This is a genomic window from Pseudonocardia acidicola (assembly GCF_012911935.1).
GTDB classification, from domain to species: domain Bacteria; phylum Actinomycetota; class Actinomycetes; order Mycobacteriales; family Pseudonocardiaceae; genus Pseudonocardia; species Pseudonocardia acidicola.
On the sequence record NZ_JAAXLA010000063.1, the window covers coordinates 1 to 22,838 of the forward strand.

The window sequence follows — 22,838 nt, forward strand, 5'->3', positions numbered from 1 at the left end:
CCCGTGCCCCGTGCCCCCGCCCCGGTTCCTCACGAACGGCACTCTCGTTCAAACCTATTGAACGAAAGTGCCGTTCGTGACAACACGGGGAGCGCGGTGGGCGGGTTAGGGTGCGCGCGTGACTGAGTTCGTGAGCCTCGAGGTCGACAACGGTGTGGGCACGATCCGGCTGAACCGGCCGCCGATGAACGCGCTGAACCGCCAGGTCCAGGAGGAGCTGTTCGCTCTCGCCGACGAGGCGAGCCGCCGCGACGACATCCGCGCGGTGGTCGTGTACGGCGGGGAGAAGGTGTTCGCCGCCGGCGCGGACGTCAAGGAGATGGCCGCCATGTCGTACTCCGACATGGCTCCGATCGCGCGGCGGCTCTCCGCCGGGCTCGGCGCGGTGGCCTCGATCCCGAAGCCGACGGTCGCCGCCGTCACCGGCTACGCCCTGGGCGGCGGCCTGGAGGTCGCGCTGAGCTGCGACCGGCGCATCGTCGGCGACAACGCCAAGCTCGGCGTGCCGGAGATCCTGCTCGGTGTGATCCCCGGCGGCGGCGGCACGCAGCGGCTGGCCCGGCTGATCGGTCCGTCGCGGGCCAAGGACATGGTCTACACCGGCCGGTTCGTCGGCGCCGAGGAGGCGCTGGCGATCGGGCTGGTCGACGAGGTCGTGCCCGCCGACGAGGTGTACACCCGCGCGGTCGCCTACGCGAGCCAGTTCGGAGGAGGCCCGGCGCTGGCCTACGCCGCCGCCAAGCGGGCCATCGACGGCGGGCTGGACACCGACCTGCGCACCGGCTTGGACATCGAGTCCGACGGCTTCGCCGGGCTGTTCGCCAGCGACGACCGGACCATCGGCATGGAGTCGTTCATCGAGAACGGCCCGGGCAAGGCGAAGTTCACCGGCCGCTGACCCTGCGCGTCCTGCCATCGGGGTGGCTTTGCTGACGTTGGGTCCAACAGGGCCACCCCGATGGCGTACCGGGGCTGACTACGCTTCCTACTCATGAGTACGGATCCGGCGCCCCAGCCGCACGCGACGGCCGAGCAGGTCGAGGCGGCCCGGCACGACCCGAAGCTGGCCAACGTCCTCTACCACGACTGGGAGGCCGGCTCCTACGACGACAAGTGGTCGATCTCCTACGACGAGCGCTGCATCAGCTACGCGGCCGACCGCTTCCGCTACGTCGCCGGCGACGCCGACTGGCCCTACGGCCGTGCGCTGGAACTGGGCTGCGGCACCGGATTCTTCCTGCTCAACCTCATGCAGGCCGGGCTGGCGAAGCAGGGCTCGGTGACCGACCTGTCGCCCGGCATGGTGCAGGCCGCGCTGCGCAACGCCGAGCGCCTGGGGCTCGACGTCGACGGCCGGGTCGCCGACGCCGAGCACATCCCCTACGACGACGGCTCCTTCGACGTCGTCGTCGGGCACGCCGTGCTGCACCACATCCCCGACGTCGAGGGCGCGCTGCGCGAGGTGTTGCGGGTGCTCAAGCCGGGCGGCCGGTTCGTCTTCGCCGGAGAGCCCACGAAGATCGGCGACTTCTACGCCCGCCGGCTCGGTGCGCTCACCTGGAAGGCGGCCACCACCGTCACCAAGCTGCCGCCGCTGCAGGGCTGGCGGCGCCCGCAAGCCGAGCTCGACGAGTCGTCGCGGGCCGCGGCGCTGGAGGCGGTGGTCGATCAGCACATCTTCGACCCGGCCGACCTGGAGGCCATCGCGCGCCGGGCCGGTGCGGCCGACGTCCGGGCGGCCACCGAGGAGTTCACCGCTGCGATGCTGGGCTGGCCGGTGCGTACCTTCGAGGCCGCCGTTCCGCCCGGGAAGCTGGGCATGCGCTGGGCGATGTTCGCCTACCGAAGCTGGCAGCGACTGTCCTGGGTGGACCGCAACGTGCTGTCCCGGGTCGTGCCGCGGGGCTGGTTCTACAACGCGCTGGTGACCGGGACCAAGCCCGCTCGGTAGTTCTACGGATCCGCGCCGGGCCCGCCCGCGGCGAGGATGGCGGCGCGCCAGGCACACTGTCCGACATGGAGCGCCCGCTGGAGCCGCTGTGGCGCGGACTGCTGGTTTACCGGGTGCTCACGCTGATCAGCGTGTCGGTGCCGGCGCTGGTCGGGCTCGGCGACTACGCGGCGCCGGCTGCCGCGGTCGCGGTGCTCGCGGTGATGCTGGTGTGGACGGTCGTCACCGGTTACGGCTACCGCGGCGTGCCGTCCGGCGTACCGGATCGGCGCGGGCGGCTGGCGATCGCCGATCTGGTGGTCGTCACCGGGGTCATGGCCACCACACCGTTCGTGCTGACCCCGGCCCAGCTCGACGCCGGGGTCGCCGGGATGGGCTCGATCTGGACGCCCGGGGCGGCGCTGGCCTGCGCGATCGCGTTCGGGCTGCGGGGCGGGCTGGCCGGGGCGCTGGTGACCTCGGCGGCGCTGGTGCTGTCCAAGGGCCGCATCGAGACCGCCGAGCTCGGTGACGTGCAGCTGCTGGTGCTGGCCGGGCTGACCGTCGGGTTCGCCGCCACCGTGCTGCGCCGCTCGGCCGAGCAGCTGCGCCGCGCGGTGGCCGCGGAGGCGGCGTCGGCGGAGCGGGAGCGGCTCACCCGGTCCATCCACGACGGCGTGCTGCAGGTGCTCGCGCACGTGCGCCGGCGCGGGGCCGAGCTGGGCGGCGGCGCGGCGGAGCTCGGCGTGCTGGCGGGGGAGCAGGAGGTCGCCCTGCGCACGCTGCTGACCAGCGGCTCGGCCTCCGTCGACGCCGCCGGCCACCGGGACCTGGGCGCCGCGTTGCGCGCGCTGACCTCCCCGCGGGTCACCGTCTCCGCACCCGCACACCCGCTGGAGCTGCCTGCCGCGACCGTCGACGAGCTGGTCGCCGTGGTCGGCGCCGCGCTGACCAACATCGCGGTGCACGTCGGCGCCGACGCCCCGGCCTGGGTGTTCGTGGAGGACGCCGGGGACACTGTGGAGATCAGCGTCCGGGACGACGGCCCGGGTATCCCCGAAGGCCGGCTCGCCGAGGCCGAGGCGGAGGGACGCCTCGGCGTCGCCCGCTCGATGCGCGGCCGGGTGCACGAACTGGGCGGCACGATCGACTGCGACACGGGGCCCGGCCGGGGCACCGAGTGGACGATCCGGGTGCCGATGACGCCGATTCCGGGGTTGCGGACATGACCGCGATGAGCGAGCCGGTGACCGTGATGGTCGTCGACGACCATCCGATCTGGCGCGAGGGCGTCGCCCGCGACCTCACCGAGCGCGGCTGCCGCGTGGTGGCCACCGCCCCCGACGCCGACGCCGCGGTCCGGATCGCGCCGGCCGCCCGCCCGCAGGTGGTGCTGATGGACCTCAACCTGGGTGCGACATCGGGGGTGGCGGCGATCAGCGGGATCCTGGCGAAGCTGCCCGACACCCGGGTGCTGGTGCTCTCGGCCAGCGGCGAGCACGCCGACGTGCTCGACGCGGTCACGGCCGGTGCGAGTGGTTACCTGGTCAAGTCCGCGAGCGCCGAGGAGCTGCTCGACGCCGTGCACCGCATCGCCGGCGGGTTCCCGGTGTTCACCCCGGGGCTGGCCGGGCTGGTGCTGGGGGAGTACCGGCGGCTGGCCGCGGAGCCGGCCCGCCGGGAGAACGCAACGGTGCCGGCGCTCACCGAGCGGGAGACCGAGGTGCTGCGGCTGGTGGCCAAGGGGATGACCGCCAAGCAGATCGGTGAGCGGCTGGTGCTGTCGCACCGCACGGTGGAGAGCCACGTGCAGAACACGCTGCGCAAGCTGCAGTTGCACAACCGCTCGCAGCTGGTCCGGTACGCGATCGAGCAGGGGATCGCCGGCGGGGACTGAGTTCGCTGGGTGACCGGTGCGGCGGCATCACAGGCCCACCTCGTGTGATCGTGCTGGGCCGTCCGGGTGCTCGCCGCCCGGACGAAACCGGGTGCCGTCGCCCGATGGCAGCATTCGGCGCAGGTGTCGCAACAGGAGGTCGCGGGATGGGCGGGGTGGGTCCGGTGAGTGTGGTCGTGGTGACCGCCTCCGGCGACGCCGTGGCCCGGGCGCTGCGCCACGCCGGGCTCGAGGTCGCCGGGACTGTGGCCGACGCCGGCGCCGCCGCCGTGCTGGCCGCGGACCGGTCGGCGCAGGTCGTCGTGGTCGACCTCGGCGACGGACCGGAGCGCACGGCGGCGGTCGCCACCGTCGCGGACCGGGCGCCCGGGGCCGCCGTGCTGGTCCTCGCTGCCGCCGACGACAACACCGGGGTGCTGGCCGCGGTCCGCGCCGGGGCCGCGGGCTACCTGGCTCGCCCGCGCGACGGTGCCGGGCTGGCGGCCGCCGTGCGGCGCACCGCGGCCGGCGAGGCGGTGTTCAGCCCGGGCCTGGCCGAGGTGGTCCTGGAGGAGTACGGGCGCCGGGGTGGCGGGGCGCAGCCGGACGCGACGCCGCGGCTCACCGAGCGGGAGGCCGACGTGCTGCGGCTGGTCGTGGAGGGGCTCACGGCGCGCCAGATCGCCGCCCGGCTGGTGCTCTCACCGCGCACCGTGGAGAACCACATCCAGCGCACGCTGCGGAAGTTCCGGCTGCAGGGCCGCGCGGCCCTGGTCCGCTACGCGATCGAGCACGGGTTGGCCTGATGGCCTCGTGCGTCAGCGCAACGTCCGGAGGCGGCGCGCCATCTCTGCGAGCACCGCATCGGTGTCGGCGTCCAGCGCGACGTGCACGGGTGGGCCTGCGGCGTCCGGCCGCCGGTCCGCGACCGTGGCTCCGCGTGCCGGACCGAGGTCGCAGGCCACCCGGATCGGCAGCGCCGTCGTGCGCAGGGTGCCGGGCAGGACCGCCTCCAGCACCGCCAGCGCGTCGTGCAGTGCCACCGCGTCGATGCCGTAGCGCTCGTTGAACGCCTTGCGGTAACCCGCGATCACCCCGGCCAGGGTGGCGCAGCGCGGCCCGCTCGCGGTGAGCTCGGAGATCCAGTCGCCGTCGGCGAGGGTGCGCATGGTGATGTCCAGCGGCACCATCGTGACCGGCACGTCGGCCTGGTTCAGCACGCGGTGCGCGGCCTCGGGATCGGCGTAGACGTTGAACTCGGCCACGCCCCGGGTGTTGCCCGCTCCGAGCGACCCGGCCATCGCCACGATCCGGCCGATCTTCGCCGTCATATCGGGGTGCGTGGCCAGCAGCAGCGCGGTGTTGGTCAGCGGTCCGATCGAGATGATGGTGACCGGCTCGGTCGCCTCCCGCAGCACATCGGCCATCAGCGCGACGGCGAACCGGGGGTCCGCCGCGACCGGCTCGGGGAACTCGGCGGACCGGCCGCCCAGGCCGTCGGCCCCGTGCCATTCCGGTGCCCACTCCTCCTGCTCGTGCACCAGCGGCCGGGCGGCACCCGCGGCGACGGGGATGTCGGGGCGGCCGGCCAGGGCGAGCACCCGGCGGGCGTTGGCGAAGGTCTTCTCGATGCCGACGTTGCCGAACGACACGGTCACCGCCCGCACATCGGCCTCGGGGCTCTGCAGGGCCAGCACCAGCGCCACGGTGTCGTCCACCCCGGGGTCGGTATCGATGATCAGCGGGATGGGCATGGTGGGGGACTCCCGTCGGTCGGTTGGCGGGCGGCGTGGATCGAGACAGGTGGGCGGGGTGACCGACAGCCCGATCGGGTTGCGGGTCAGGCTCACGGTACTGCCGTCCTCCCGGGGAATGTCGATCACGGGGCCCAACCCGAGTTCGGTGGCCGGCCGGAACGCGCCGGCCACGTCGTTGACCACGCCGGCCGGAACCCGCGCGCCGGTCAGCTCCGCCGCCCCAGTCCTCGGCCGGCCGGGCGGCGAGCCGCAGTTCCGGTGCCGTCCGCAGCTCGGCGCGGTGTCCGACGCGGGCGGTGTCCGACGCGGGCGGTGTTCATGGCGAAGCGGGGGTCGTGGGCGAGGTCGGGCTCGCCGAGCACCGTGCACAGCGCCGCGAACTGCCGGTCGTTCCCGACGGCGAGGACCAGGTCGCCGTCGGCGCAGCGCAGCAGCTCGTACGGGGCGGTGCTCGGGTGCTGGTTGCCCATCCGCCCCGGTACGACGCCGCCGGAGGTGTACCCCGAGCCCTGGTTGACCAGCGCGGCGAGCAGCGAGGAGAGCAGGTCGACCTCGACCCGCTGGCCCTGCCCGGTGGCGGCCCGGTGCGTGAGGGCGGCGAGGATGCCGACGGTCGAGAACAGCCCGGCCAGCACGTCGACGAGCGCGACGCCGACCTTCTGCGGCTCGCCGTCCGGGTCGCCGGTGATGCTCATCAGCCCGCCGAGGGCCTGGATGAGCAGGTCGTAACCGGGCAGCGCGGCACCGGCGCCGCAGCCGAATCCGGTGACCGAGCAGTAGACCAGGCCCGGATTCGCGGCACTCAGGTCGTCGTAGCCCAGACCCGGCCGGAAGTTCTCCACGACGACATCGGCCTGCGCGGCCAGCTCGCGGGCGCGCTACGGGATGAGCCCGCTGGCGGCCGTGCTGCCGGTGACCATGCTCGACCACGACGACCGGGTCGAGGTCCCGGAGGGGCTCAAGGCGACCTTCTCCGAGCCCGAGCACCCGGTGCTGGGCGGGACCCCGCCGGAGTGGCCGATCCTGCTCGTGGTGGGTGAGGCCGGGGCGGACGTGCGGTAGCGTTCACCTCTGATCTTGCACCTCACTGGGCGCCGCCGGAGTTCGTCGGCTGGTCTCACTACCGGGAGCTCTGGGCGTCCATCCTCACGTGGGCAGCCGGTGTGCGCCCGTAGGAGGTCCTCGCCATGACGGCGCGCCGCCGGCCCACCATGAAGGACGTCGCGGAGCACGCCCGCGTGTCCGTCAGCACGGTGAGCTATGTGCTCAACGACAGCGGCCCGGTGGCGCCCGAGCGGCGCAATCGGGTGCTCGACGCCGTGCGGCTGCTCGAGTACTCGCCCAACGAGTCGGCGCGCAGCCTCAAGCGCCGCTCGGCGTCGACGATCGGGCTGGTGGTGCCCGAGCTGACCAACCAGTTCTTCGCGATGGTGGCCGAGGGCGTGCAGAAGGCGGCCTCCACCCGCGATGTGCTGGTGGTGCTGTGCGTGCCCGACGCGACCGGGCAGCCGGAGGAGAACCACGCGAAGCTGCTGCGCAGCCAGCGCCTCGACGGGGTGGTGTACCTGTCGGGCACGGGCACGCTGCCGGCGTCGATCCTCGAGCTGTCCCGGTTCGGCCCGGTCGTGCTCGTCGACGAGCAGATCCCCGGGTTCGACCTGCCCGCGGTCGCCTGCGACTCGCGGCGGGGCGCCCGGGAGGTCGCCCGGCACGTGCTCGACCAGGGCCACCGGCGGATCGCGGTGATCGGGGGGCCGTCGGCGCTGTGGACGGCGCAGCAACGTCTCGCGGGCTACCGCGAAGCGTTCGCGGCCGCCGGGATGGACCCCGACGGCGTGCCGGTCCTGGTCGGTGACTACCGGCAGGACTCGGGCAGGGAGCTGGCCGCGCAGGCTCTCGCCGGCCCGGAGGGCGAGCGCCCGACGGCACTGCTGTGCGCCAACGACCTGATGGCCATCGGCGCGGTGGAGTACTGCAAGTCGGTGGGTATCCGGGTGCCCGACGACGTCAGCATCGTCGGCTTCGACGACCTGCCGGTGTCCGCGCTGATCACGCCGCGGCTCACCACCGTCCGCCAGCCCGCGCACGACATGGGCTACCACGCGGTGATGGCGTTGTTCGACATCCTGGAGAACAAGGAGAGTGAGTCGCTCGGGCTGCAGCCCACCACGGTCCAACTGCGCGACTCGGTGGGGCCACCCCCGGGAGGGAACTCATGAGCGGGAACGGGGTCATCGTGGTCGGCGCGATCAACGTCGACTTCGTCGTCGCCACAGACCGGCTGCCCGGGCCGGGGGAGACGGTCGTCGGTGCCGGGATGGCGCGCCATGGCGGCGGTAAGGGCGCCAACGCCGCGGTCGCGGCAGCCCGGGCCGGTGCGACGGTGCGCCTCGTCGGCGCCGTCGGGGCCGACGACACCGGCGTGGCGGCGCTGAACGAACTGCGCGCCGAAGGGATCGCGGTGGACGACGTCGCGGTGCTCGACGGCGAACCGACCGGCGTGGCCCTGATCGTCGTGGACGCCGAGGGCGAGAACCAGAACCGGGCAAGGCCACGGTCCGGGACACCACCGGTGCCGGCGACAGCGTCAACGGGGTGCTCGGCCCGACTGGCGGCCGGCGACGGTCTCGCCGATGCCGTCCGCACCGCCACCGTCGCGGCGTCGCTGTCGGTGGCGCATGCCGGCGCCCGCGCCGGCATGCCCACCGCCGCCGCGATCGACGCCGCACTGCGCGACTGAGCCTCCGTCCGGCCCCGCCGCGGCGCAGGGCCGGACATGTAGCGCAGAACCATAAAGGTTTTCACCTCGGTTTGGCGCAGTGCCGCTGCGCGACGCCGCGCTCGCTGCCGTGTCCCGAATTGTCCCGAATGGCACATGACGCAGGCTGCCGGGAGCGATGTGCTGAGCGGCTACTCCCCGATTGGTGTCCCGACGCCGTTCCGGTAGATGTCGGGTCGCGCAGCGGCCGGCAGGGCGCCGCGCGTCCGGGTGACGGGCGGCAGATCGTTGCGCCGAATGAGTTGACGGTCACACTAGAATCGTTACAATCATGTTGCTCCACCGCTCCACCTCTGGTGGTCGGTTGCCCGAGTAGGCCATGGTGTTGGCAGCGCTGAACGCCGGGTTTCGTGGCCACGGCTCATGCACGACGGAAAGACCTCGGGCGCAGTACTCCCCCCGTTAGAAACGACTCTCGAGACAAGGGCGGGCTCTTCATGGGGTATCTCGACAACCTGATCATCAACACCGACAACTACAAGCACTGCCACTACCCGCTCTACCCTCCGGGCACGGAGTACGTCTCCAGCTACATCGAGTCCCGCGGCGGCGCGTTCCCGGTGACGATGTTCGTGGGCCTGCAGGCGTTCATCCGTGAGTACCTGATGCGTCCGATCACGCTCGAGGACATCGACGAGGCCGAGTTCGTCGTCCGCGAGCAGGGGATGCACTTCAACCGGGACAACTGGCTGGGCATCCTCAACGACTACGACGGCTTCCTGCCCGTCGAGATCGAGGCCGTGCCCGAGGGCACCGTGCTCCCCACGCGCAACGTGCTGGTGCAGCTCATCAACACCGACCCGAAGTACTTCTGGGTCACCAGCTTCTTCGAGACCGCTCTGCTGCGCGCCGTGTGGTACCCGACCACGATCGGGACGGTCAGCTGGCTGTCCAAGCAGGTCATCAGGGAGGCGCTGGCCCGCACCTCCGACCACCCCGAGTTGCTTCGCTTCATGCTGCACGACTACGGCGCCCGCGGCGTCAGCTCGCAGCAGTCCGCCGCGCTGGGCGGCCTGGCGCACCTGGTCAACTTCGACCAGAGCGACACCGTGCCGGGTATCCTCGCGGCGAAGCACTTCTACAACGCGGGCAAGGTCTCCAACTCCGGGCCGAACTCCGAGCACGCCGGCTTCTGTGCCTGGGGCCGGGACAACGAGGCCGCGGCGATGCGCAACATGCTCGACACCTTCGCTCCCGAGGGCTGCGCGCTGCTGCTCACCGACACCTACGACCACGAGAACGCGGTCAAGAACATCATCGGTAAGGAGCTCAAGGAGCAGATCCAGAACTTCCCCGGCCTGGTCGGTGTCCGGCCGGACTCGGGCGACCCGGTGCAGGTCACCGCGGACACCACCGAATGGCTGATGGACGCCTTCGGCTACGAGGTGAACTCGAAGGGATTCAAGGTCCTTCCGCCGTTCGTCCGCGTCGTTCAAGGTGACGGAGTGACGTTCAGCAGCCTGCGCGAGATCTTCATGGAGATGGAGCGCCGCGGTTTCTCGGCGGAGAACGCGGTGTTCGGCATGGGCGGCGGGCTGCTGCAGCACTTCAACCGGGACACCCTGAACTTCGGTCAGAAGGCCAGCGCCGTTTGCGTCAACGGCGAATGGCGCGACATCGCCAAGGCGCCCACCGGCGCGGCGTTCAAGGCCTCCAAGAAGGGCCGGCTCGCGCTGAAGTACGAGAACGGCACCTACGTGACCGTGCCCAAGGGCTCGATCCCGGAGTCGGAGAACGTCCTGAAGCCGGTGTTCCGCAACGGCAAGCTGCTCAAGAAGTGGGACTTCACCGAGCTCATCGCCAACAGCGAGCGCGAGGTGCCCGAGTCGTTCTACCTCGACGTCGTCGGCCCGATGCGCAGCCTGCCGGCGCCGGTCGCCGTCTCCGCCTGACCCGGCAGAGCGCCCGCCACACCCGCCCCGACCGGCTGTGGCGGGCGCTCGGCCGCCCGATCCGACCCCGCCCCGGCCCGGCCCGGCCCGGCCCAAGGGAGTGCACCGCGAGATGACGCAGCTGCCGATCACCGACGGCCAGGGGTGGGACCCGCGGACATGACCAGACTGCACATCTTCGACATGGACGGCACGCTGCTGCGCGGGGCCGCGTCGGTCGAACTGTCCCGCTACCTCGGCACCTTCGAGGCCGCCAACGCCGTCGAGGAGGCGTGGTTGCGCGGCGAGATCAGCGATGTCCAGTTCTGGGAGCGCGTGCTCCCGCTCTGGGAGGGGATCAGCGAGGAGGAGATCGACGCCGTCGACGACCTCGACGTCGGGGTGCTGCACGCCGACTCCGAGACCGCCGGCGCCGACCCGCACGTGCCGTTCGGTGGTGCGAAGCACAGCGGGTACGGCCCGAAGGAGCAGGGCCGGGCCTCCCGGGAGTTCTTCACCCACACCACGACGGTCTACCTGCGCGGCGGCCGCCCGGGCTGATCGTCCCGTGCCATCGGGGTGGCTCCGCCGGCGCTGAACGCCGGGAAAGCCACCCCGACGCGCTCACTCCGAGCGGGTCGGCTCGCTCTGGTTGTCGGTGGCGAGGTCGCGGCGCGCCCGCTCGCCGGTGCTGCCTTCCCCGCCGTCGTCCGTCGCGGGGGTGACGGCGGGGGCCCCGCCGGAGGTGTCGGGGTCACCCGGCTCGGCCGGGCCGGTGCCGGCGTCGGGATCCGCCGCCCGATAGGCGCGCCGGTCCGACTCCCCGGCGGTCGTACCGTTGTCGACCCTGCGGGAGACGACCCGGTCCTCCTCCTCGACGTTGTCGGTGCGCGAGCTCGCGGTCGTCATGCGTCCTCCGGGGTTCGGCGGCGGGCTCTGAGCTGCATCCCCGCCGCATCCGCCGGGCAAACCCGGACGGCGATCACGTGCCGCATAGGGTGCCGACCATGACCAGCATGTGGGGCGCTCCGATGCGGCAGCGCTGGGGCCGTCGCGCCCGGCGGGACCCGCGGCAGGCCCGCTTCCTCACCTTCGCGTCGCTGCGCTGGATGATCCGCAACCGGGCCTTCACACCCTGGTACCTGGTCCGCTACGCCCGCCTGCTGCGCTTCCGGCTGGCCAACCCGCACGTGATCCTGCGCGGCATGGTGTTCCTCGGCAAGCGGGTCGAGTTGCACGCCCGGCCGGGCTACGGCCGCCTCGAGATCGGCCGGTGGGTGCACATCGGCGACGGCAACGCGATCCGCTGCCACGAGGGGTCGCTGCGGATCGGGGACAAGGTCGTCTTCGGCAAGGACAACACGGTGAACTGCTACCTCGACGTGGAGATCGGTGCCACGTCGATCATCGCCGACTGGGTCTACGTGACCGATTTCGACCACGTGACCACCGACGTGCACCGGCCGATCAAGGACCAGGGCATCGTCAAGACGCCGGTGCGGATCGGCCCGGACTGCTGGATCGGCACCAAGGTCTCGGTGCTGCGCGGGACCCGCGTCGGGCGCGGCAGTGTGCTCGGCGCACACGCGGTGGTGCGTGGCGAGATCCCGGAGTTCTCGATCGCCGTGGGCACCCCCGCCCGGGTCGTGCGCAGCCGGCTCGCCGACTACGAGGCCGACGCCGAGCGGCGCGCCGCGCTGGCCGACATCGCCCGCAAGACCGACGCCGCGGTGCAGGAGCGGATCAGCCGGTCCTGAGCCCGGGCGTGAACCGATGTGAGCTGCTGCGGCGCAGCGAACACCGGCCCGCGCTCCCGCGTTGGAACGGGCGGACGGCCCCGAGCCGGAGCGGCCGCCACGAGGGAGGGACACGACCGTGTCGAAGGAGACCGAAGAGCGCCTGCGCAGACTCGCCGACGAGTACACCGAGGCCGTCAACATGGCGATCGCCGAGGACCGCGAGGACCTCGCGGAGCAGATCGCGGCCGAGTACCCCGACGCCGCGCTGCGCATCCTGACCGACGCCCCCTGACCCGTCCCCGCCGCAGCCACCCCTGCGCCGCATCGGGTCGGCTGTGCTTGCACTGGACGTCAGCAAAGCCGCCCCGGTGTCAGGGGGCGTCCGGGGGGCCGAAGACGTTGCCGGTCGGGATCTTCGGGCGCTCCAGGTCGACGGGGCCACCGTGGGGCGTGCGCGCGTAGACCGCTGCGGTGTCGGCGGCGACCGCCGTCCAGCCGAAGTCCGTGCCCAGCCGGGAGCGGGCCGCCCGGGCCCGCCGGGCCGCCGCGGCCGGGTCGTCGAGCACCACGCCGACGGCCCCTGCCAGCCCCGGCACGTCCCCGGGCGCGAAGGACAGCCCGGTGAGCCCGTTGCGCACCACCTCGCCCAGCCCGCCGGCCGTCGACGCCACCAGCGGGGCCCCCGCCGCGGCCGCCTCCAACGCGACGATGCCGAACGGTTCGTAGCGGCTGGGCAGGACCACCGCGGCCGCAGCGGCCAGCAGCGCGGCCAACTCGGCGTCGGGCAGGTGCCCGGTGAAGGTGACGCTGCGCCGCACCCGGTGCCGCCGGGCCTCGGCCACGAGAAACTCCTGCTGGGTGCCCGCCCCGGCGACGACGAGCCGGGTGCCGGGGTGCCTGCGGCGGATCCGGGGGAGCGCCGCCAGCAGGTCCTGGACGCCCTTCTCGTACTCCAGCCGGCCGAAGTACAGCAGCAGCGGCGCCCCGTCGGCCGCGTACCGGGCCCGGACCGCGGCCACCTGTTCGGCCCCGACCCGCCAGTTGCGCGGGGTGATGCCGTTGTGCACCACCGCGATCGGCTCGGGATCCAGGTCGAACAGGGTGGCCACCTCGTCGCGCATCGAGCGCGAGCAGGTGATCACCGTGTCGGCCCGGTGCGCCAGCCACCACTCCACCGAGTGCACCTGCCGGTTCAGCGGGGCGGACAGCCAGCCGGCGTGCCGGCCGGCCTCGGTGGCGTGCAGGGTGGCGACGAGCGGCGCGTCCAGCACGTCGGCCAGCGCGATCGCGGGGTGCGCGACCAGCCAGTCGTGTGCGTGCACCACGTCCGGGCGCCAGTCCGCGAGCCGGGTCAGCGCGGCGCGGACCATCGCGTGCCCCATCGCGAGCGTCCAGCCGATCATGTCGCGTTCGAACTCGAGGTGCGCCGGGTCCTCGGCGGCGCGCAGCACCCGGATCCCGTCCAGCTGCTCGTCGACGGTCGGGTGGGTGCCGGCGTCCGAACCGGTGGGCCGCCGGGACAGCACGACGACCTCGTGGCCGGCCGCGGTGAGCTCACGGGCCAGCTCATGGACGTGCCGGCCGAGCCCGCCGACCACCACCGGGGGGTACTCCCACGACACCATCAGCACCCGCATCTCACCCATCCTGGCAAACCCGCCCGCCCCGGTTACCCGCGGGTAGGGCCTGATCTAAGTTGCCGCTGTGAACAGCTGTGACCCGGCTGTGAACAGCCCTTTGCCGGTGGCCCCAGCGGCCCGGCGCAGCTGACCATGGGCCCGGCGACCCGGCTGGGTCGACAGCGGGTGAGAGGCGGACGGATGCGCAGGCCGGGCAGAGGCGTCGGTGCGGCGGCGGCGATCGGCTGCGCGCTCGCGCTGACGTGGACGGTCTGGCCGCAGGCGATGCCGCACCTCACGACCGCGGGGCGACCGGCCGGCACGCCGGCCGGCGGAGCACCGACCTCGGGCCCGGCGGCGCCCCCGACCTCGGGGGCCCCCGCAAAGCCGGCGTCCCTCGACGATGCCGCCGGCGCCCTCTTCGACGGCACCCCGGACAAGCTCGGGGATCACTTCTGCAGTGGTGCCGTCATCGACAGCCCGAGCGGGAACCTCGTGATCACCGCGGCGCACTGCGTCCAGGCCGGCGACGGCAGTCCGGTGCGCACCGGAATGCAGTTCGTGCCCGGCTACCACGACGGCATCGCGCCGTACGGGGTGTGGACGGTCACCAGCGGCGTGGTCGACCCGCGCTGGGCGGACGGTGCCGACCCGGACCGCGACGTGGCGTTCCTGACCGTGCAGCGCGCCGGCGGCGGCTCGGTGGAGGCGCTGACCGGGGGCTACAAGCTCGTCACCGATCCCGGCTTCGTCGCCGACGTCCACGCCATCGGCTACCCCGACACATCCGACGCGCCGGTCATCCGCACCGGCACCACCTCGCGCTGGTCGCCGACCCAGCTGGAGCTGGACGCGCCTGGCCTCTACGACGGGACCAGTGGCGGGCCCTGGGTCCGCAACGGCGACGAGGTGGTCGGTGTGACCGGGGGGTACGAGCAGGGCGGCCTGACCCCCGACGTGTCCTACGCCGCCTACCTCGATGGTGACGTCCGGGCCCTGCTGCAGCGCACCGAGAGCTGAGCCGCGGCGACGCACCCGACATCACGAGCGATCAGACCACAGCCGCCGGCAAGCTCACGCCTGAACTGGCCTCACCCGGTTTCACCGCCTCCACGGCGGTGGCCGGCGACCTCACGAGATCGTCGCCGCTGCGCGGCAGTTCGCCGACACCATCGCCGAACGCATGCGCGCGCTCAATGCCGTCCCCGATGGACGCGAGGACACCGTTGCCGCCACCGCCGGGCTGCCGCGCTTCCCTTCGGGAGAGCAGACGACCTCCACCGTCGTCGACCTGATCACCGACCGACCGCGTCGCGTCGCGGGGACCGCGAGGGAGGTCCACGACGAGGTGGACCAGGAGGACCCGTCCACCGCCGATCTGCTGCACGCCATCATCGACGGTCTCGAGAAGTTCGCCTGGATGGTGAGCGCCGAGAACCGAACCGCCTGAGCTCCGGGGCATCGTCGCGGGTGCGCCGGCACCACTTACCGCGCACGAGGGCTCGTCATCCTGCGGGCGTCGAGGTGGCCGAAAACCGAGTCGTCGGTCCAGCGCGCCACCCGCCGCGTGGCCGCGGTGCGCCGGTCGGCCGTCAGCAACCCGGCGAGCTCGCCGACCCGCCCGGCGTGCTGCTGCGCCCGGCCCCGGGCGTAGTCGGCCGCGGAGTGTTTGCTGACCATGAACGCCCAGTCGCTGGACAGCGCGAGCAGCGCCTCCTCGGCGAGCACGTCGAGCAGCGGGTCGCGGACGAGCGCCGGGGGCGTGTGATCGACCGCGGCGAGCAGCGCGCGCTGCACCTCCGCGTTCAGCTCCACCAGGTCGGCCACCTGCGCGCCGGCCCACACCCGCCAGTCCTTGCCGGACCCCCACGACGACGCCGGCAGCTCGACCGGCCCGCCGACCAGCCCGGCGTCGACCGCTGCGGCCAGCGTCGTCACCCGCACCCCGGCGTCCGGCAGCGCCCGCAGCACCGCCTCCAGCCACGCCGGGCCCTCGTGCCACCAGTGGCCGAACAGCTCGGTGTCGAACGCGGCGACGGTGAGTCCGGGCCGGCCGAGCTGCTCGCGCAGGGCCACAAGCCGGTCCCGGACCGTCGTCACGAAGTCGGCGGCGTCGCGCTCGACGGCAACCGCCGCCAGGGCCGGGTCGTAGGGGCGCTTGCGCTCCGGCGGCACCGTGCGGCCGGTCACCCGGGCCGGCTTGAGCCCCGACGGGTGGTCGAATGTGTGGAAGTCGCGGTAGTCCCGCCCGCCCGGGTAGCCCTTGCGCGGGGACCACACCCGGTAGGTGATGTCGAGGTCGCGGCCGAAGCACACCACGCCGGAGTCGCCGACGGTGCGGCCAAGGCCGGTGTCGCCGCGCAGCGCGGGCCCGTCGACGAGGAACCGGGACACCCCGGCCGCGGCGTAGCCGTGTTCCATTCCCGGCGCGTAACCGCACTCCGGGGCCCAGATCCCGGCGGGCCGCGCACCCAGCCGCACGCCTGCGTCGGCCAGGCCGGTCTCCAGCGCGAAGGCGCGCACCCGGTCGTCGAGCAGCGGGCCGAACGGGTGCGTGGCGGGCCCGCCGAGCAGCTCGAGGGCGCCTGCGTCGGTCAGCTCCCGCAGCACCGGGGAGGCACCGTGCCGCCACCGGGTCTCGAACTCGGCCAGCGCGGCACCGGCCAGCCGGTGCTCGTGCGCGGCCAGGTCGGGCAGCCGGGGCGCGGCGCCGTGTGCCCGTAGCAGCCACCCACCGAGCCAGTCGTGCATGCCGCGCAGGCAGTGCGGGTCGTCGAGCTGGGCGGCGAGCACCGGGGTGACGCCGAGGGTGAGCAGGTCACGGCGGCCCTCCGCAGCGAGCCTGCGGACGACACCGAGCACCGGCAGGTACGAGTGCGCCCAGGACTGGTAGAGCCACTCCTCGCCGACCGGCCAGCGCCCGTGGTGGGCCAGCCAGGGCAGATGGCTGTGCAGCACCAGGCAGAACGTGCCGACCTGCTCGTCCCCGCGCGGCCCGGTCGTCACCGGCATCCCCGCATGCATGTGGCCGGAACGGCGTCGACGTCCACCACTGCCGCCCCTCACCACCCGACCGAACTCGCGCTCACGTTATCTCGCCCGCCACCGGGCCCCGCCGGGGTGCCTCCGGCGCGATGTTTCGCCCCGCGGGTCCGGGTCATTCTCACCGGTTCGCCGCGACCCGGGAGGAGGTCCGATGAGCGATCGGGATCCGGCGCTCGACCCGACGACGAGGTGGCGGCCCGGGGTGCCCGCGCTGTCCGTCATCGGGCTGGTGGTCATCGCCGGGCTGCTGCCGCAGCCGCGGGGCATCGAGCCGGCGGCCGACGTCGAGGCCGCCCCCGCCGTGCTCCCCGACGTGGAGAGGGCCGCGTGGGTCCTGCTCATCGGCCTCGGGGTCGTCGTGTTCATCGGGTTGGGCCTGGCGCTCGGCGGCTCGATGCTGCTCGGGATCTCCGCCTGGACCGGGCGGCCGGTGGTGGAGCCGGTCGGCCGTCCGGAGCAGGCGCGGGACTGGGCCTACCCGGCGCGGGTCGAGGCCCGGCTGGACCAGCCGTTGAACCGCGGGCTGTGGCTGGTGAAGTGGTTGCTGCTGATCCCGCACCTGGTCGTGCTCGTGGTGCTGTGGGCGATGTTCCTCGTGCTGACCACGGCCGCCGCGGTCGCGATCGTGATCACCGGGCACTATCCACGGGCGATCTTCGACTTCAACGTCGGTGTGCTGCGGTGGACCTGGCGGGTCGCCTACTACGGCTACTACGCCCTCGGCACGGACCGGTACCCGCCGTTCACCATGGAGCCCGCCGGCTACCCGGCGACCTTCGAGGTCGCCTATCCCGAGCGGGTCCCGCGAGCGCTGGTGTTCCTGGCCTGGCCGCTCGCCTCCCCGCACCTGGTGCTGCTGGTGATCCTGGTCGGGGTGCCGCTGGCGTTCGGGGCGACCCCGCTGGTGCTGGGGGGCCTCGTCAGCGCGCTGACCCTGGTCGCCGGGGCGTTGCTGCTGGCCCGCGGCCGCTACCCGCGCGACCTGTTCGACCTGATCGTCGGGCTGGACCGCTGGGCGTTCCGGGTCGTCGTCTACCTCGCGCTGATGACCGACGAGTACCCGCCGCTGCGGCTCGACAGCGGCGGCAGCGAGCCCGTCGCGGTGCGGCCGCGGCCCGTGCGCGGGCGGCGCCGCACTCCGGCGTGACGGGCGGCCCGGTCAGGCTCGGACGGCCAACGCCACCAGGTCCAGGCTCGCCTCGAGCTCGTCGGCACGCAGCTCGAAATCGGCGCACCGCACCGACGCGACATCAGCCAGCAGCGACTGTGGCCACGGCGTACCGGCCACCGCCAGCTGTACCTGGGCGTCGATCAGCGAACCACCGTGCCGGGCGTCGAGCTCGCGCAGCCGGGGCCCGTGGTGCAGCCCGAGCAACTCGACGCCCGCGAAGCCGGCCGCGCTCACGAGCTCGGCCAGCTCGGCCGGGGCGAGCTCGCGGGTGTGGAACGGGTTCAGCGGGGTGTCCCGGCCGGGGGAGAAGGTGATCCGGTTCGGGGTGCTGATCAGCAGCGCACCACCGGGTCGCAGCACCCGCGCGCACTCCCGCAGGAACCGGTCCTGTTCCCACAGGTGCTCGATGACCTGCAGCGACACCACCGCGTCGACCGTGCCGCTGCGGACCGGCAACGCGACCAGGTTGGCCCGGGCCACCTGCACCCGTGGATAGCGGCGCGCCACGTGCGCGGCGGTCGACGGGTCGTAGTCCAGGGCGAACACCCGGCGCGCGGCGCCGGCGAGCAGATCGGCGCCGTAACCCTCGCCGCAGCCCGCCTCCAGCACCGTCGCGTCCACGCAGCGCGCCGCCAGCGCCTGGTAGACCACCTCGTGGCGGCGGAACCAGTAGTTCTCCTCCGGGATGCCCGGCACCGTCCGCTCCCCGGTGAGCGGAAGGCAAGTGCTCTGAGCTGCATCGATGTCGGTCACGCCGCGGAACCTCGCGGTCGGTCGGTTCCGCACAACGTGCTCTGCCACGAGAACTGCACGCGGTAGTCTCCCCTTATGGATGAGCTCGCGGAGTGGATCGAGGAGTGGCGCCTGGAGCTCGAGAGCGGGCGCGTCTCGGCGAGTACGGTCACGGTCTACCTCCGGTCGGCGCGGCAGTTCGCCGCGTGGCTGGCCGAGGCTCATCCTGGCTTGACGGTCGAGGAGATCGACCGGAAGGTCTGCCAAGGATGGATGCGGCACCTCGCCGAGCAGGGCAAGGCCGAGGCGACCCGGCGCGTGCGCGGGCTCGCGCTCGGCCTGCTCCTGGGCTACGTCGCCGGGGAGGCGGACTCGGGTCTCACCACCAACCCCGCGGCCAACCTGGAGCTGCCGACGCCCAAGGCGCCGCCGGTTCCGGTCGTCTCTGACGACGATCTCGCCGCCCTGCTGCGCGCGTGCGACGGGGCATCGTTCGTCGACCGCCGCGACACCGCGATCATCCGACTGTTGCTCGACACGGGGATGCGCCGGGCAGAACTGGTGGGGATCGACGTCCCGCACGTGGACGTCAGGCTGGCCGAGGTCATGATCACCGGCAAAGGCGGGAAGGCGCGGATCGTCCCGTTCGGCAACCGGACGGCGCTCGCGCTGCGCAAGTATCTGCGGGCGCGCGCTCGCCGGGGCGTCGGCGAGGGGGGCCCGCTGTTCCTGTCGATCAGGGCGACGCCCGGTCGTGGGTTCCGGATGACCGGCGGGGGCGTGGCCGACATGCTCAAACGGCGATGCCAGGCCGCCGGCCTGTCGCCGATTCATCCGCATCAACTCAGGCACACGTGGGCGCACGACATGCTGGCCGCGGGTGCCGGGGAGTCGGACGTGGAACGGCTCGCCGGGTGGTCAACGCCAATGATGGTTCGCCGCTATGGCGCTTCGGTTGCCGACTCGCGTTCGCGCGACGTTGCACGACGCCTTGCCCGCGGGGACCGCATCTGACCAGCGTAAACGCAAAGTGTCGAATCGTCGGTTCCCGGGTGTACCGTTGTACCGCACGCCGCTCTAATAGGCGGTAAAAGCCGCGGAGGTGTTGGAGCACCCCCGCGGCGAGTGGACACAGTCCAATTCCCTTTTCCCAGGAGATTTGTCGTGCCCGGAGACGAGCGTACACCCACGCCCGACGAACGCAGCTTGGTCGCGCGATTCGCAGCGCACCGTTCGTGGGCCGCCACCCCAGACCGTGCCGCGCGGACGGCCCCCGCCCGCCGCGCGTTCGACGAGCGGTTCGAGGCCGAGGTCGACCCCGATGGCGCCATGACCCCGGAGGCTCGCGCCGCTGCCGCGGAGAGCGCGCGCAAGGCGTACTTCCTCGACCTGGCCCGCCGGTCCGCCGAGGCTCGCCGGCGCAAGCGGGACGCCGCGTGAGCTACTACCGCCCCCAGCCCGACGAGCTCGAGCACCGGCAGAACCCGGCGGCGCTCTCCCGGGTGCAGGCCGGCCGGGCCGTCGACGTCGTCGCCCAGGCGTTGCACGGCGACGCCGGCCCGCTCGCCGGACTCGCCGCCAGCCGTGATCCGGACCGGCTGACCAGGGCGCTCTACGCCGCGCTGGCCGTGGCCCGGACGCTGGCGGGGCAATTCCCTGACCCGACCGAGGCGATCAACTTCGCCGCGGAGCAAGTCGACGAGCTCGCCGCCGGGGAGGCGGCGTGACCACCGGTGACCCGGACATCGACCGCGTGCTCACGCTGATCGCTGCCGGAGTGGCCAGCGTGGCAGACGCGGACGGCGGATTCGTCCCGGCCGAGGCCGCCGACGTGATCGCACTGAGTACACCGGGCACCGTGCTGCGCCAGATGCTGGCGTTGGCGCTACCGGCCCTGCTCATCGATCTGTACGGGCCGCCGGAACCCCCGGCGCCGCTCGAGCAGACCACGAACTGACACCACCACCAGACAGCCGCCGACTGATCCCCGGCGGTTATGCCAGGCCGGCCCCATTCCCGTTCTCCATTCCGGGGATGCGGGCTGGCCTGGCGCCCCACGAATGGAGACGTAATGAGCAGTAGCAATAGGAGATCCGCCCACGGGCTGGATTGGCGATTCGAATGGGTGCGCTACGTTACGCGTAGACACCCTGCGAAAGCCACGATGATAGCCGTGGCGGTCTCATTAATGACGCACGCGAACAATCGGTCGGGTAGCGTCTACCTGAGTTCGGAGACCATCGCCGCGGAGACCGGCAAGCGGCTCGACCACGTGAAGAAGGCCCGGGGTGAGTTGGTCCGGGGTGGCTTCCTGATCGACTCCGGGGAAACTCGCCGGGGTTGCAAGGTGTGGTGGCTCGCCTTCCCGGCCCTCGTCCTCGAGGACGAGGAGGCGGTCGGGGCCGAGAAGACGCTTCACGAACGCACCACCCGGGTTCCCAACTTTGGGGACGAGGGGGACCAGATTCTGGGGAGCGGGGGACCAGATTCTGGGGAGCGGGGGACCAGCCTTGGGTCCCCATACCGGCTAGATGTACCGGCGAGCAGTACCGGCGAGCCGGTACCGGCTAGCGATTACAACGACGACGGTCGCGACGCCGTGGGGGGCGCCGCTCCCATCCACCCGAACCACCCAGGCAACGGCGCCGGCCGTCTTGGGACGGCCGCCTCCACCCGGTCCACCCAGGCGATCTTTCCGGGCGCCCGGCCGGCGGAGCCGGGCGCAGGCGAGCCAGCGCGAGCCGGACAACCACCGGCTCCCCCGCGCCCGCCGGTTCCCCTGGTCGCGTGGGATCGGGATGGTTGCGAGTACGCGCACCCCCATGGTGATTCGTTCGACCGGGACCTTTTCGTCCCGGTCATCGGGAGCTACGAATACATGGATCGCTACCGGAACGGGCAATACGGAGAACGCGTGATGTCCTGCACCGTGTGGGCCCCGGGGTGTGCACCGTGGCAGATTGGGGCTGTGGCATGAATGGGAGCTATCCCATTGTCCCTGGAGTCGATAACCGCGGGTATATCGGAGTGACCCGTTATTGGGACACCGGTGAGATCCGGTGGGTCCACCGTTCTGAGCACCCGGTGCCGAAGACGATCATGCGCCCGGACCACGTCCGCGGCGCGGACCACACCCTGGTGATCGACGGGCCGACCGCCCGGCAGGTCGGATCGTTCCGAACCGCTCTAGTCCTCGGCCGGGCGGATTTCTGGCAGGAGGCCCAGGCGTCGTAGCTCTGGTACTACGTGACCGGCGGTGCGTCAACCGCCAAAAGTGTCGAATCGTCAGTCTGTCATGGTAAGATAGAAGGGTCTTGCGGATAGCTCCGCTGCTTCCCTGCCGCCCCGGGTGACCCCGGGGCTTCCGCGTTCCGCGACTCACATCGCGGACCGGCTCGCCGAACCGATGGGCCGAGTGGGCAACCCCGGCCAGCAGGGAATCTCTCGCGCACCGGCCGGAGGCCGTGTGCTCGCCGCGCGATCTTCGATCGACGCGGTTCTCCACCTCACTATCACTCTCGCCGGGCGCGCTGGCGCCCGGGAGGAACCGGGCACCCCATGGCCCGGTGGCGATCGCCCCTGGTGGATCTCACACCCCGGCCTGACTCGCGCCGGCCGCACTGGCGGCCGGGCGGACGGCGCCCTCTGAGGCGCCCGGGACGCCGGGTTCTTTCACCTCACCCAGGCGCTCACGCGCCCGCGCGAACCGCAGACACCGCACGCCCGGCGACCGCGCCCACCTCTCCCATTCCTGGAGCACCCGATGACGACGCCCTCGCGCGTGCCCGAGGCACGCCGCTTCCGTATCAGCCCGCGCGAGTGCGGGGGCTGCGGCCAGACCTACGAGCCCCGGAGCAATGCGTCGATCTACTGCTCGCCGAGGTGCCGTCGGGTCGCCCACCTAAGCCGCCAGCTCGCCAGCCTGACGGGCGACGACCAGTGACCACCGGCCGTCTGTGGCGCTGCGAGTCCTGCTGGCGCGCGTTCGAGTGCGCCGACGTCCCCAGGACGCCGACGTGCGGGCCATCGTGTGAACGCCGCTGGCTCCGCTTGCCCGCTGTCCTCGAGGACAACACCGCGGCCCCGCTCGGCGAGGTCGCCGACGCGCTGTGCCTCTCGCGCGCCGAGGCGCGCCGGCTCACCGGCCTCGGTGACCGTGACCCGATCGGGCCCGATGCGCTGATCGTCGCGTCGCTCCGCCGACCCGCGGCGGCCCAGCACGCCGGCGGCCCCCGGGCGCCGCGCCGCGCTTCCTGAGACACCCCGCTACCCGCCCGCTGTCGCGCCGGAGGTCAGGCCGGCCGGCAAGCGGGCCCACC

27 protein-coding genes and 1 pseudogene are annotated in these 22,838 nt (G+C 72.8%); 22 read left to right on the top strand and 6 right to left on the bottom strand.

Features of this window, described 5'->3' with window-relative positions:
• Positions 1–118 precede the first annotated feature (118 nt).
• The 5 genes from HF526_RS25830 to HF526_RS25850 all read left to right on the top strand — a co-directional run bounded on the left by HF526_RS25830 (position 119) and on the right by HF526_RS25850 (position 4,612).
• Positions 119–898 carry an enoyl-CoA hydratase-related protein gene (locus tag HF526_RS25830; RefSeq protein WP_169384171.1) on the top strand — a complete coding sequence of 260 codons (780 nt, stop codon included), beginning with the start codon at positions 119–121 and terminating at the stop codon, positions 896–898.
• A gap of 93 nt (positions 899–991) precedes the next feature.
• Positions 992–1,951, top strand: coding sequence for a class I SAM-dependent methyltransferase (locus HF526_RS25835; RefSeq protein WP_169384172.1), 960 nt, complete (start codon positions 992–994; stop codon positions 1,949–1,951).
• A gap of 65 nt (positions 1,952–2,016) precedes the next feature.
• A complete protein-coding gene (macS, locus tag HF526_RS25840) occupies positions 2,017–3,159 on the top strand; it encodes a MacS family sensor histidine kinase (protein WP_169384173.1) in 1,143 nt (380 codons plus the stop codon).
• Between the two features lie 5 nt (positions 3,160–3,164).
• Positions 3,165–3,827, top strand: coding sequence for a response regulator (locus HF526_RS25845; RefSeq protein WP_169384206.1), 663 nt, complete (start codon positions 3,165–3,167; stop codon positions 3,825–3,827).
• Positions 3,828–3,973: 146 nt separating this feature from the next.
• Positions 3,974–4,612, top strand: coding sequence for a response regulator transcription factor (locus HF526_RS25850; RefSeq protein ID WP_169384174.1), 639 nt, complete (start codon positions 3,974–3,976; stop codon positions 4,610–4,612).
• Between the two features lie 12 nt (positions 4,613–4,624).
• On the opposite strand, the gene HF526_RS25855 is transcribed toward HF526_RS25850, so the two are convergent.
• Entirely contained in the window at positions 4,625–5,560 is a 936-nt protein-coding gene (locus HF526_RS25855) for a nucleoside hydrolase (protein WP_169384207.1), read from the bottom strand.
• 209 nt (positions 5,561–5,769) lie between these two features.
• Positions 5,770–6,405, bottom strand: a complete 636-nt coding sequence (locus HF526_RS25860; RefSeq protein WP_420821657.1) for a CaiB/BaiF CoA transferase family protein — start codon at positions 6,403–6,405, stop codon at positions 5,770–5,772.
• A gap of 43 nt (positions 6,406–6,448) precedes the next feature.
• Here HF526_RS25860 and HF526_RS36545 point away from each other — a divergent pair, with 43 nt between their 5' ends.
• The 6 genes and pseudogenes from HF526_RS36545 (at position 6,449) to HF526_RS25885 (ending at position 10,774) form a co-directional block, all read left to right on the top strand.
• On the top strand, positions 6,449–6,625 hold the full coding sequence (locus tag HF526_RS36545) for a glutamine amidotransferase (RefSeq protein ID WP_275404192.1): 177 nt from the start codon (positions 6,449–6,451) through the stop codon (positions 6,623–6,625).
• Positions 6,626–6,663: 38 nt separating this feature from the next.
• Positions 6,664–6,738 (top strand): annotated as a pseudogene (locus HF526_RS36550) (hypothetical protein); the annotation flags it as partial.
• Positions 6,739–6,750: 12 nt separating this feature from the next.
• Entirely contained in the window at positions 6,751–7,782 is a 1,032-nt protein-coding gene (locus HF526_RS25870) for a LacI family DNA-binding transcriptional regulator (RefSeq protein ID WP_211177808.1), read from the top strand.
• A complete protein-coding gene (locus HF526_RS25875; RefSeq protein WP_169384175.1) occupies positions 7,779–8,303 on the top strand; it encodes a PfkB family carbohydrate kinase in 525 nt (174 codons plus the stop codon). The genes HF526_RS25870 and HF526_RS25875 overlap by 4 nt, the downstream gene beginning before the upstream one ends.
• A 476-nt stretch (positions 8,304–8,779) precedes the next feature.
• Positions 8,780–10,234 carry a nicotinate phosphoribosyltransferase gene (locus tag HF526_RS25880; protein WP_169384176.1) on the top strand — a complete coding sequence of 485 codons (1,455 nt, stop codon included), beginning with the start codon at positions 8,780–8,782 and terminating at the stop codon, positions 10,232–10,234.
• A 159-nt stretch (positions 10,235–10,393) separates the two neighbouring features.
• Positions 10,394–10,774 (top strand): aldehyde dehydrogenase family protein, encoded by a 381-nt coding sequence (locus HF526_RS25885; protein WP_169384177.1) that lies wholly within the window; start codon positions 10,394–10,396, stop codon positions 10,772–10,774.
• Positions 10,775–10,837: 63 nt separating this feature from the next.
• Here the strand turns inward: HF526_RS25885 and HF526_RS25890 are convergent, their stop codons facing one another.
• Entirely contained in the window at positions 10,838–11,122 is a 285-nt protein-coding gene (locus HF526_RS25890) for a hypothetical protein (RefSeq protein ID WP_169384178.1), read from the bottom strand.
• A gap of 98 nt (positions 11,123–11,220) precedes the next feature.
• Between HF526_RS25890 and HF526_RS25895 the strand changes: the two genes are divergently transcribed.
• The gene (locus tag HF526_RS25895) at positions 11,221–11,970 is read left to right on the top strand and encodes an acyltransferase (RefSeq protein WP_169384179.1); all 750 of its coding nucleotides are present in this window, start codon (positions 11,221–11,223) and stop codon (positions 11,968–11,970) included.
• Positions 11,971–12,088: 118 nt separating this feature from the next.
• Entirely contained in the window at positions 12,089–12,244 is a 156-nt protein-coding gene (locus HF526_RS25900) for a hypothetical protein (protein WP_169384180.1), read from the top strand.
• A 79-nt stretch (positions 12,245–12,323) separates the two neighbouring features.
• Here the strand turns inward: HF526_RS25900 and HF526_RS25905 are convergent, their stop codons facing one another.
• A complete protein-coding gene (locus HF526_RS25905; protein WP_169384181.1) occupies positions 12,324–13,589 on the bottom strand; it encodes a glycosyltransferase family 4 protein in 1,266 nt (421 codons plus the stop codon).
• Between the two features lie 183 nt (positions 13,590–13,772).
• Between HF526_RS25905 and HF526_RS25910 the strand changes: the two genes are divergently transcribed.
• Both HF526_RS25910 and HF526_RS25915 read left to right on the top strand, forming a co-directional pair.
• Positions 13,773–14,591, top strand: a complete 819-nt coding sequence (locus HF526_RS25910) for a trypsin-like serine peptidase (RefSeq protein WP_169384182.1) — start codon at positions 13,773–13,775, stop codon at positions 14,589–14,591.
• A 118-nt stretch (positions 14,592–14,709) separates the two neighbouring features.
• Positions 14,710–15,021 (top strand): Dps family protein, encoded by a 312-nt coding sequence (locus tag HF526_RS25915; RefSeq protein ID WP_338051753.1) that lies wholly within the window; start codon positions 14,710–14,712, stop codon positions 15,019–15,021.
• Between the two features lie 35 nt (positions 15,022–15,056).
• On the opposite strand, the gene HF526_RS25920 is transcribed toward HF526_RS25915, so the two are convergent.
• Positions 15,057–16,583 (bottom strand): 1,4-alpha-glucan branching protein domain-containing protein, encoded by a 1,527-nt coding sequence (locus tag HF526_RS25920; protein ID WP_169384184.1) that lies wholly within the window; start codon positions 16,581–16,583, stop codon positions 15,057–15,059.
• Positions 16,584–16,767: 184 nt separating this feature from the next.
• Between HF526_RS25920 and HF526_RS25925 the strand changes: the two genes are divergently transcribed.
• Positions 16,768–17,763, top strand: coding sequence for a DUF4389 domain-containing protein (locus tag HF526_RS25925; RefSeq protein ID WP_239029158.1), 996 nt, complete (start codon positions 16,768–16,770; stop codon positions 17,761–17,763).
• Between the two features lie 12 nt (positions 17,764–17,775).
• On the opposite strand, the gene HF526_RS25930 is transcribed toward HF526_RS25925, so the two are convergent.
• Complete coding sequence (locus HF526_RS25930) at positions 17,776–18,540, bottom strand: methyltransferase domain-containing protein (RefSeq protein ID WP_169384170.1); 765 nt, start codon at positions 18,538–18,540, stop codon at positions 17,776–17,778.
• Between the two features lie 75 nt (positions 18,541–18,615).
• Between HF526_RS25930 and HF526_RS25935 the strand changes: the two genes are divergently transcribed.
• From HF526_RS25935 to HF526_RS25960, 6 genes are all read left to right on the top strand, one after another.
• Positions 18,616–19,533, top strand: a complete 918-nt coding sequence (locus HF526_RS25935) for a tyrosine-type recombinase/integrase (RefSeq protein WP_169384185.1) — start codon at positions 18,616–18,618, stop codon at positions 19,531–19,533.
• Positions 19,534–19,683: 150 nt separating this feature from the next.
• Positions 19,684–19,959: a hypothetical protein gene (locus HF526_RS25940; protein ID WP_338051751.1), complete on the top strand. Its 276-nt coding sequence runs from the start codon at positions 19,684–19,686 to the stop codon at positions 19,957–19,959.
• Positions 19,956–20,246 (top strand): hypothetical protein, encoded by a 291-nt coding sequence (locus tag HF526_RS25945; protein WP_169384186.1) that lies wholly within the window; start codon positions 19,956–19,958, stop codon positions 20,244–20,246. Before HF526_RS25940 ends, HF526_RS25945 begins: the two co-directional genes overlap by 4 nt.
• The gene (locus HF526_RS25950) at positions 20,243–20,476 is read left to right on the top strand and encodes a hypothetical protein (RefSeq protein ID WP_169384187.1); all 234 of its coding nucleotides are present in this window, start codon (positions 20,243–20,245) and stop codon (positions 20,474–20,476) included. Before HF526_RS25945 ends, HF526_RS25950 begins: the two co-directional genes overlap by 4 nt.
• A gap of 1,127 nt (positions 20,477–21,603) precedes the next feature.
• Positions 21,604–21,753: a hypothetical protein gene (locus tag HF526_RS25955; protein WP_169384188.1), complete on the top strand. Its 150-nt coding sequence runs from the start codon at positions 21,604–21,606 to the stop codon at positions 21,751–21,753.
• Between the two features lie 816 nt (positions 21,754–22,569).
• Positions 22,570–22,776, top strand: coding sequence for a hypothetical protein (locus HF526_RS25960; protein ID WP_169384189.1), 207 nt, complete (start codon positions 22,570–22,572; stop codon positions 22,774–22,776).
• The last annotated feature ends 62 nt before the right edge of the window (positions 22,777–22,838 follow it).

What these genes read in the sequence shown, in the direction of transcription:
- HF526_RS25910 (WP_169384182.1), top strand. Translation starts at nt 13,773, where the DNA reads ATGCGCAGGCCGGGCAGAGGCGTCGGTGCGGCGGCGGCGATCGGCTGC.
- HF526_RS25870 (WP_211177808.1), top strand. Translation starts at nt 6,751, where the DNA reads ATGACGGCGCGCCGCCGGCCCACCATGAAGGACGTCGCGGAGCACGCC.
- HF526_RS25925 (WP_239029158.1), top strand. Translation starts at nt 16,768, where the DNA reads ATGAGCGATCGGGATCCGGCGCTCGACCCGACGACGAGGTGGCGGCCC.
- HF526_RS25895 (WP_169384179.1), top strand. Translation starts at nt 11,221, where the DNA reads ATGACCAGCATGTGGGGCGCTCCGATGCGGCAGCGCTGGGGCCGTCGC.
- HF526_RS25920 (WP_169384184.1), bottom strand. Translation starts at nt 16,583, where the DNA reads ATGCCGGTGACGACCGGGCCGCGCGGGGACGAGCAGGTCGGCACGTTC.
- HF526_RS25935 (WP_169384185.1), top strand. Translation starts at nt 18,616, where the DNA reads ATGGATGAGCTCGCGGAGTGGATCGAGGAGTGGCGCCTGGAGCTCGAG.
- HF526_RS25880 (WP_169384176.1), top strand. Translation starts at nt 8,780, where the DNA reads ATGGGGTATCTCGACAACCTGATCATCAACACCGACAACTACAAGCAC.
- HF526_RS25845 (WP_169384206.1), top strand. Translation starts at nt 3,165, where the DNA reads ATGAGCGAGCCGGTGACCGTGATGGTCGTCGACGACCATCCGATCTGG.
- HF526_RS25835 (WP_169384172.1), top strand. Translation starts at nt 992, where the DNA reads ATGAGTACGGATCCGGCGCCCCAGCCGCACGCGACGGCCGAGCAGGTC.
- macS (WP_169384173.1), top strand. Translation starts at nt 2,017, where the DNA reads ATGGAGCGCCCGCTGGAGCCGCTGTGGCGCGGACTGCTGGTTTACCGG.
- HF526_RS25875 (WP_169384175.1), top strand. Translation starts at nt 7,779, where the DNA reads ATGAGCGGGAACGGGGTCATCGTGGTCGGCGCGATCAACGTCGACTTC.
- HF526_RS25885 (WP_169384177.1), top strand. Translation starts at nt 10,394, where the DNA reads ATGACCAGACTGCACATCTTCGACATGGACGGCACGCTGCTGCGCGGG.
- HF526_RS36545 (WP_275404192.1), top strand. Translation starts at nt 6,449, where the DNA reads ATGAGCCCGCTGGCGGCCGTGCTGCCGGTGACCATGCTCGACCACGAC.
- HF526_RS25855 (WP_169384207.1), bottom strand. Translation starts at nt 5,560, where the DNA reads ATGCCCATCCCGCTGATCATCGATACCGACCCCGGGGTGGACGACACC.
- HF526_RS25905 (WP_169384181.1), bottom strand. Translation starts at nt 13,589, where the DNA reads ATGCGGGTGCTGATGGTGTCGTGGGAGTACCCCCCGGTGGTGGTCGGC.
- HF526_RS25850 (WP_169384174.1), top strand. Translation starts at nt 3,974, where the DNA reads ATGGGCGGGGTGGGTCCGGTGAGTGTGGTCGTGGTGACCGCCTCCGGC.
- HF526_RS25890 (WP_169384178.1), bottom strand. Translation starts at nt 11,122, where the DNA reads ATGACGACCGCGAGCTCGCGCACCGACAACGTCGAGGAGGAGGACCGG.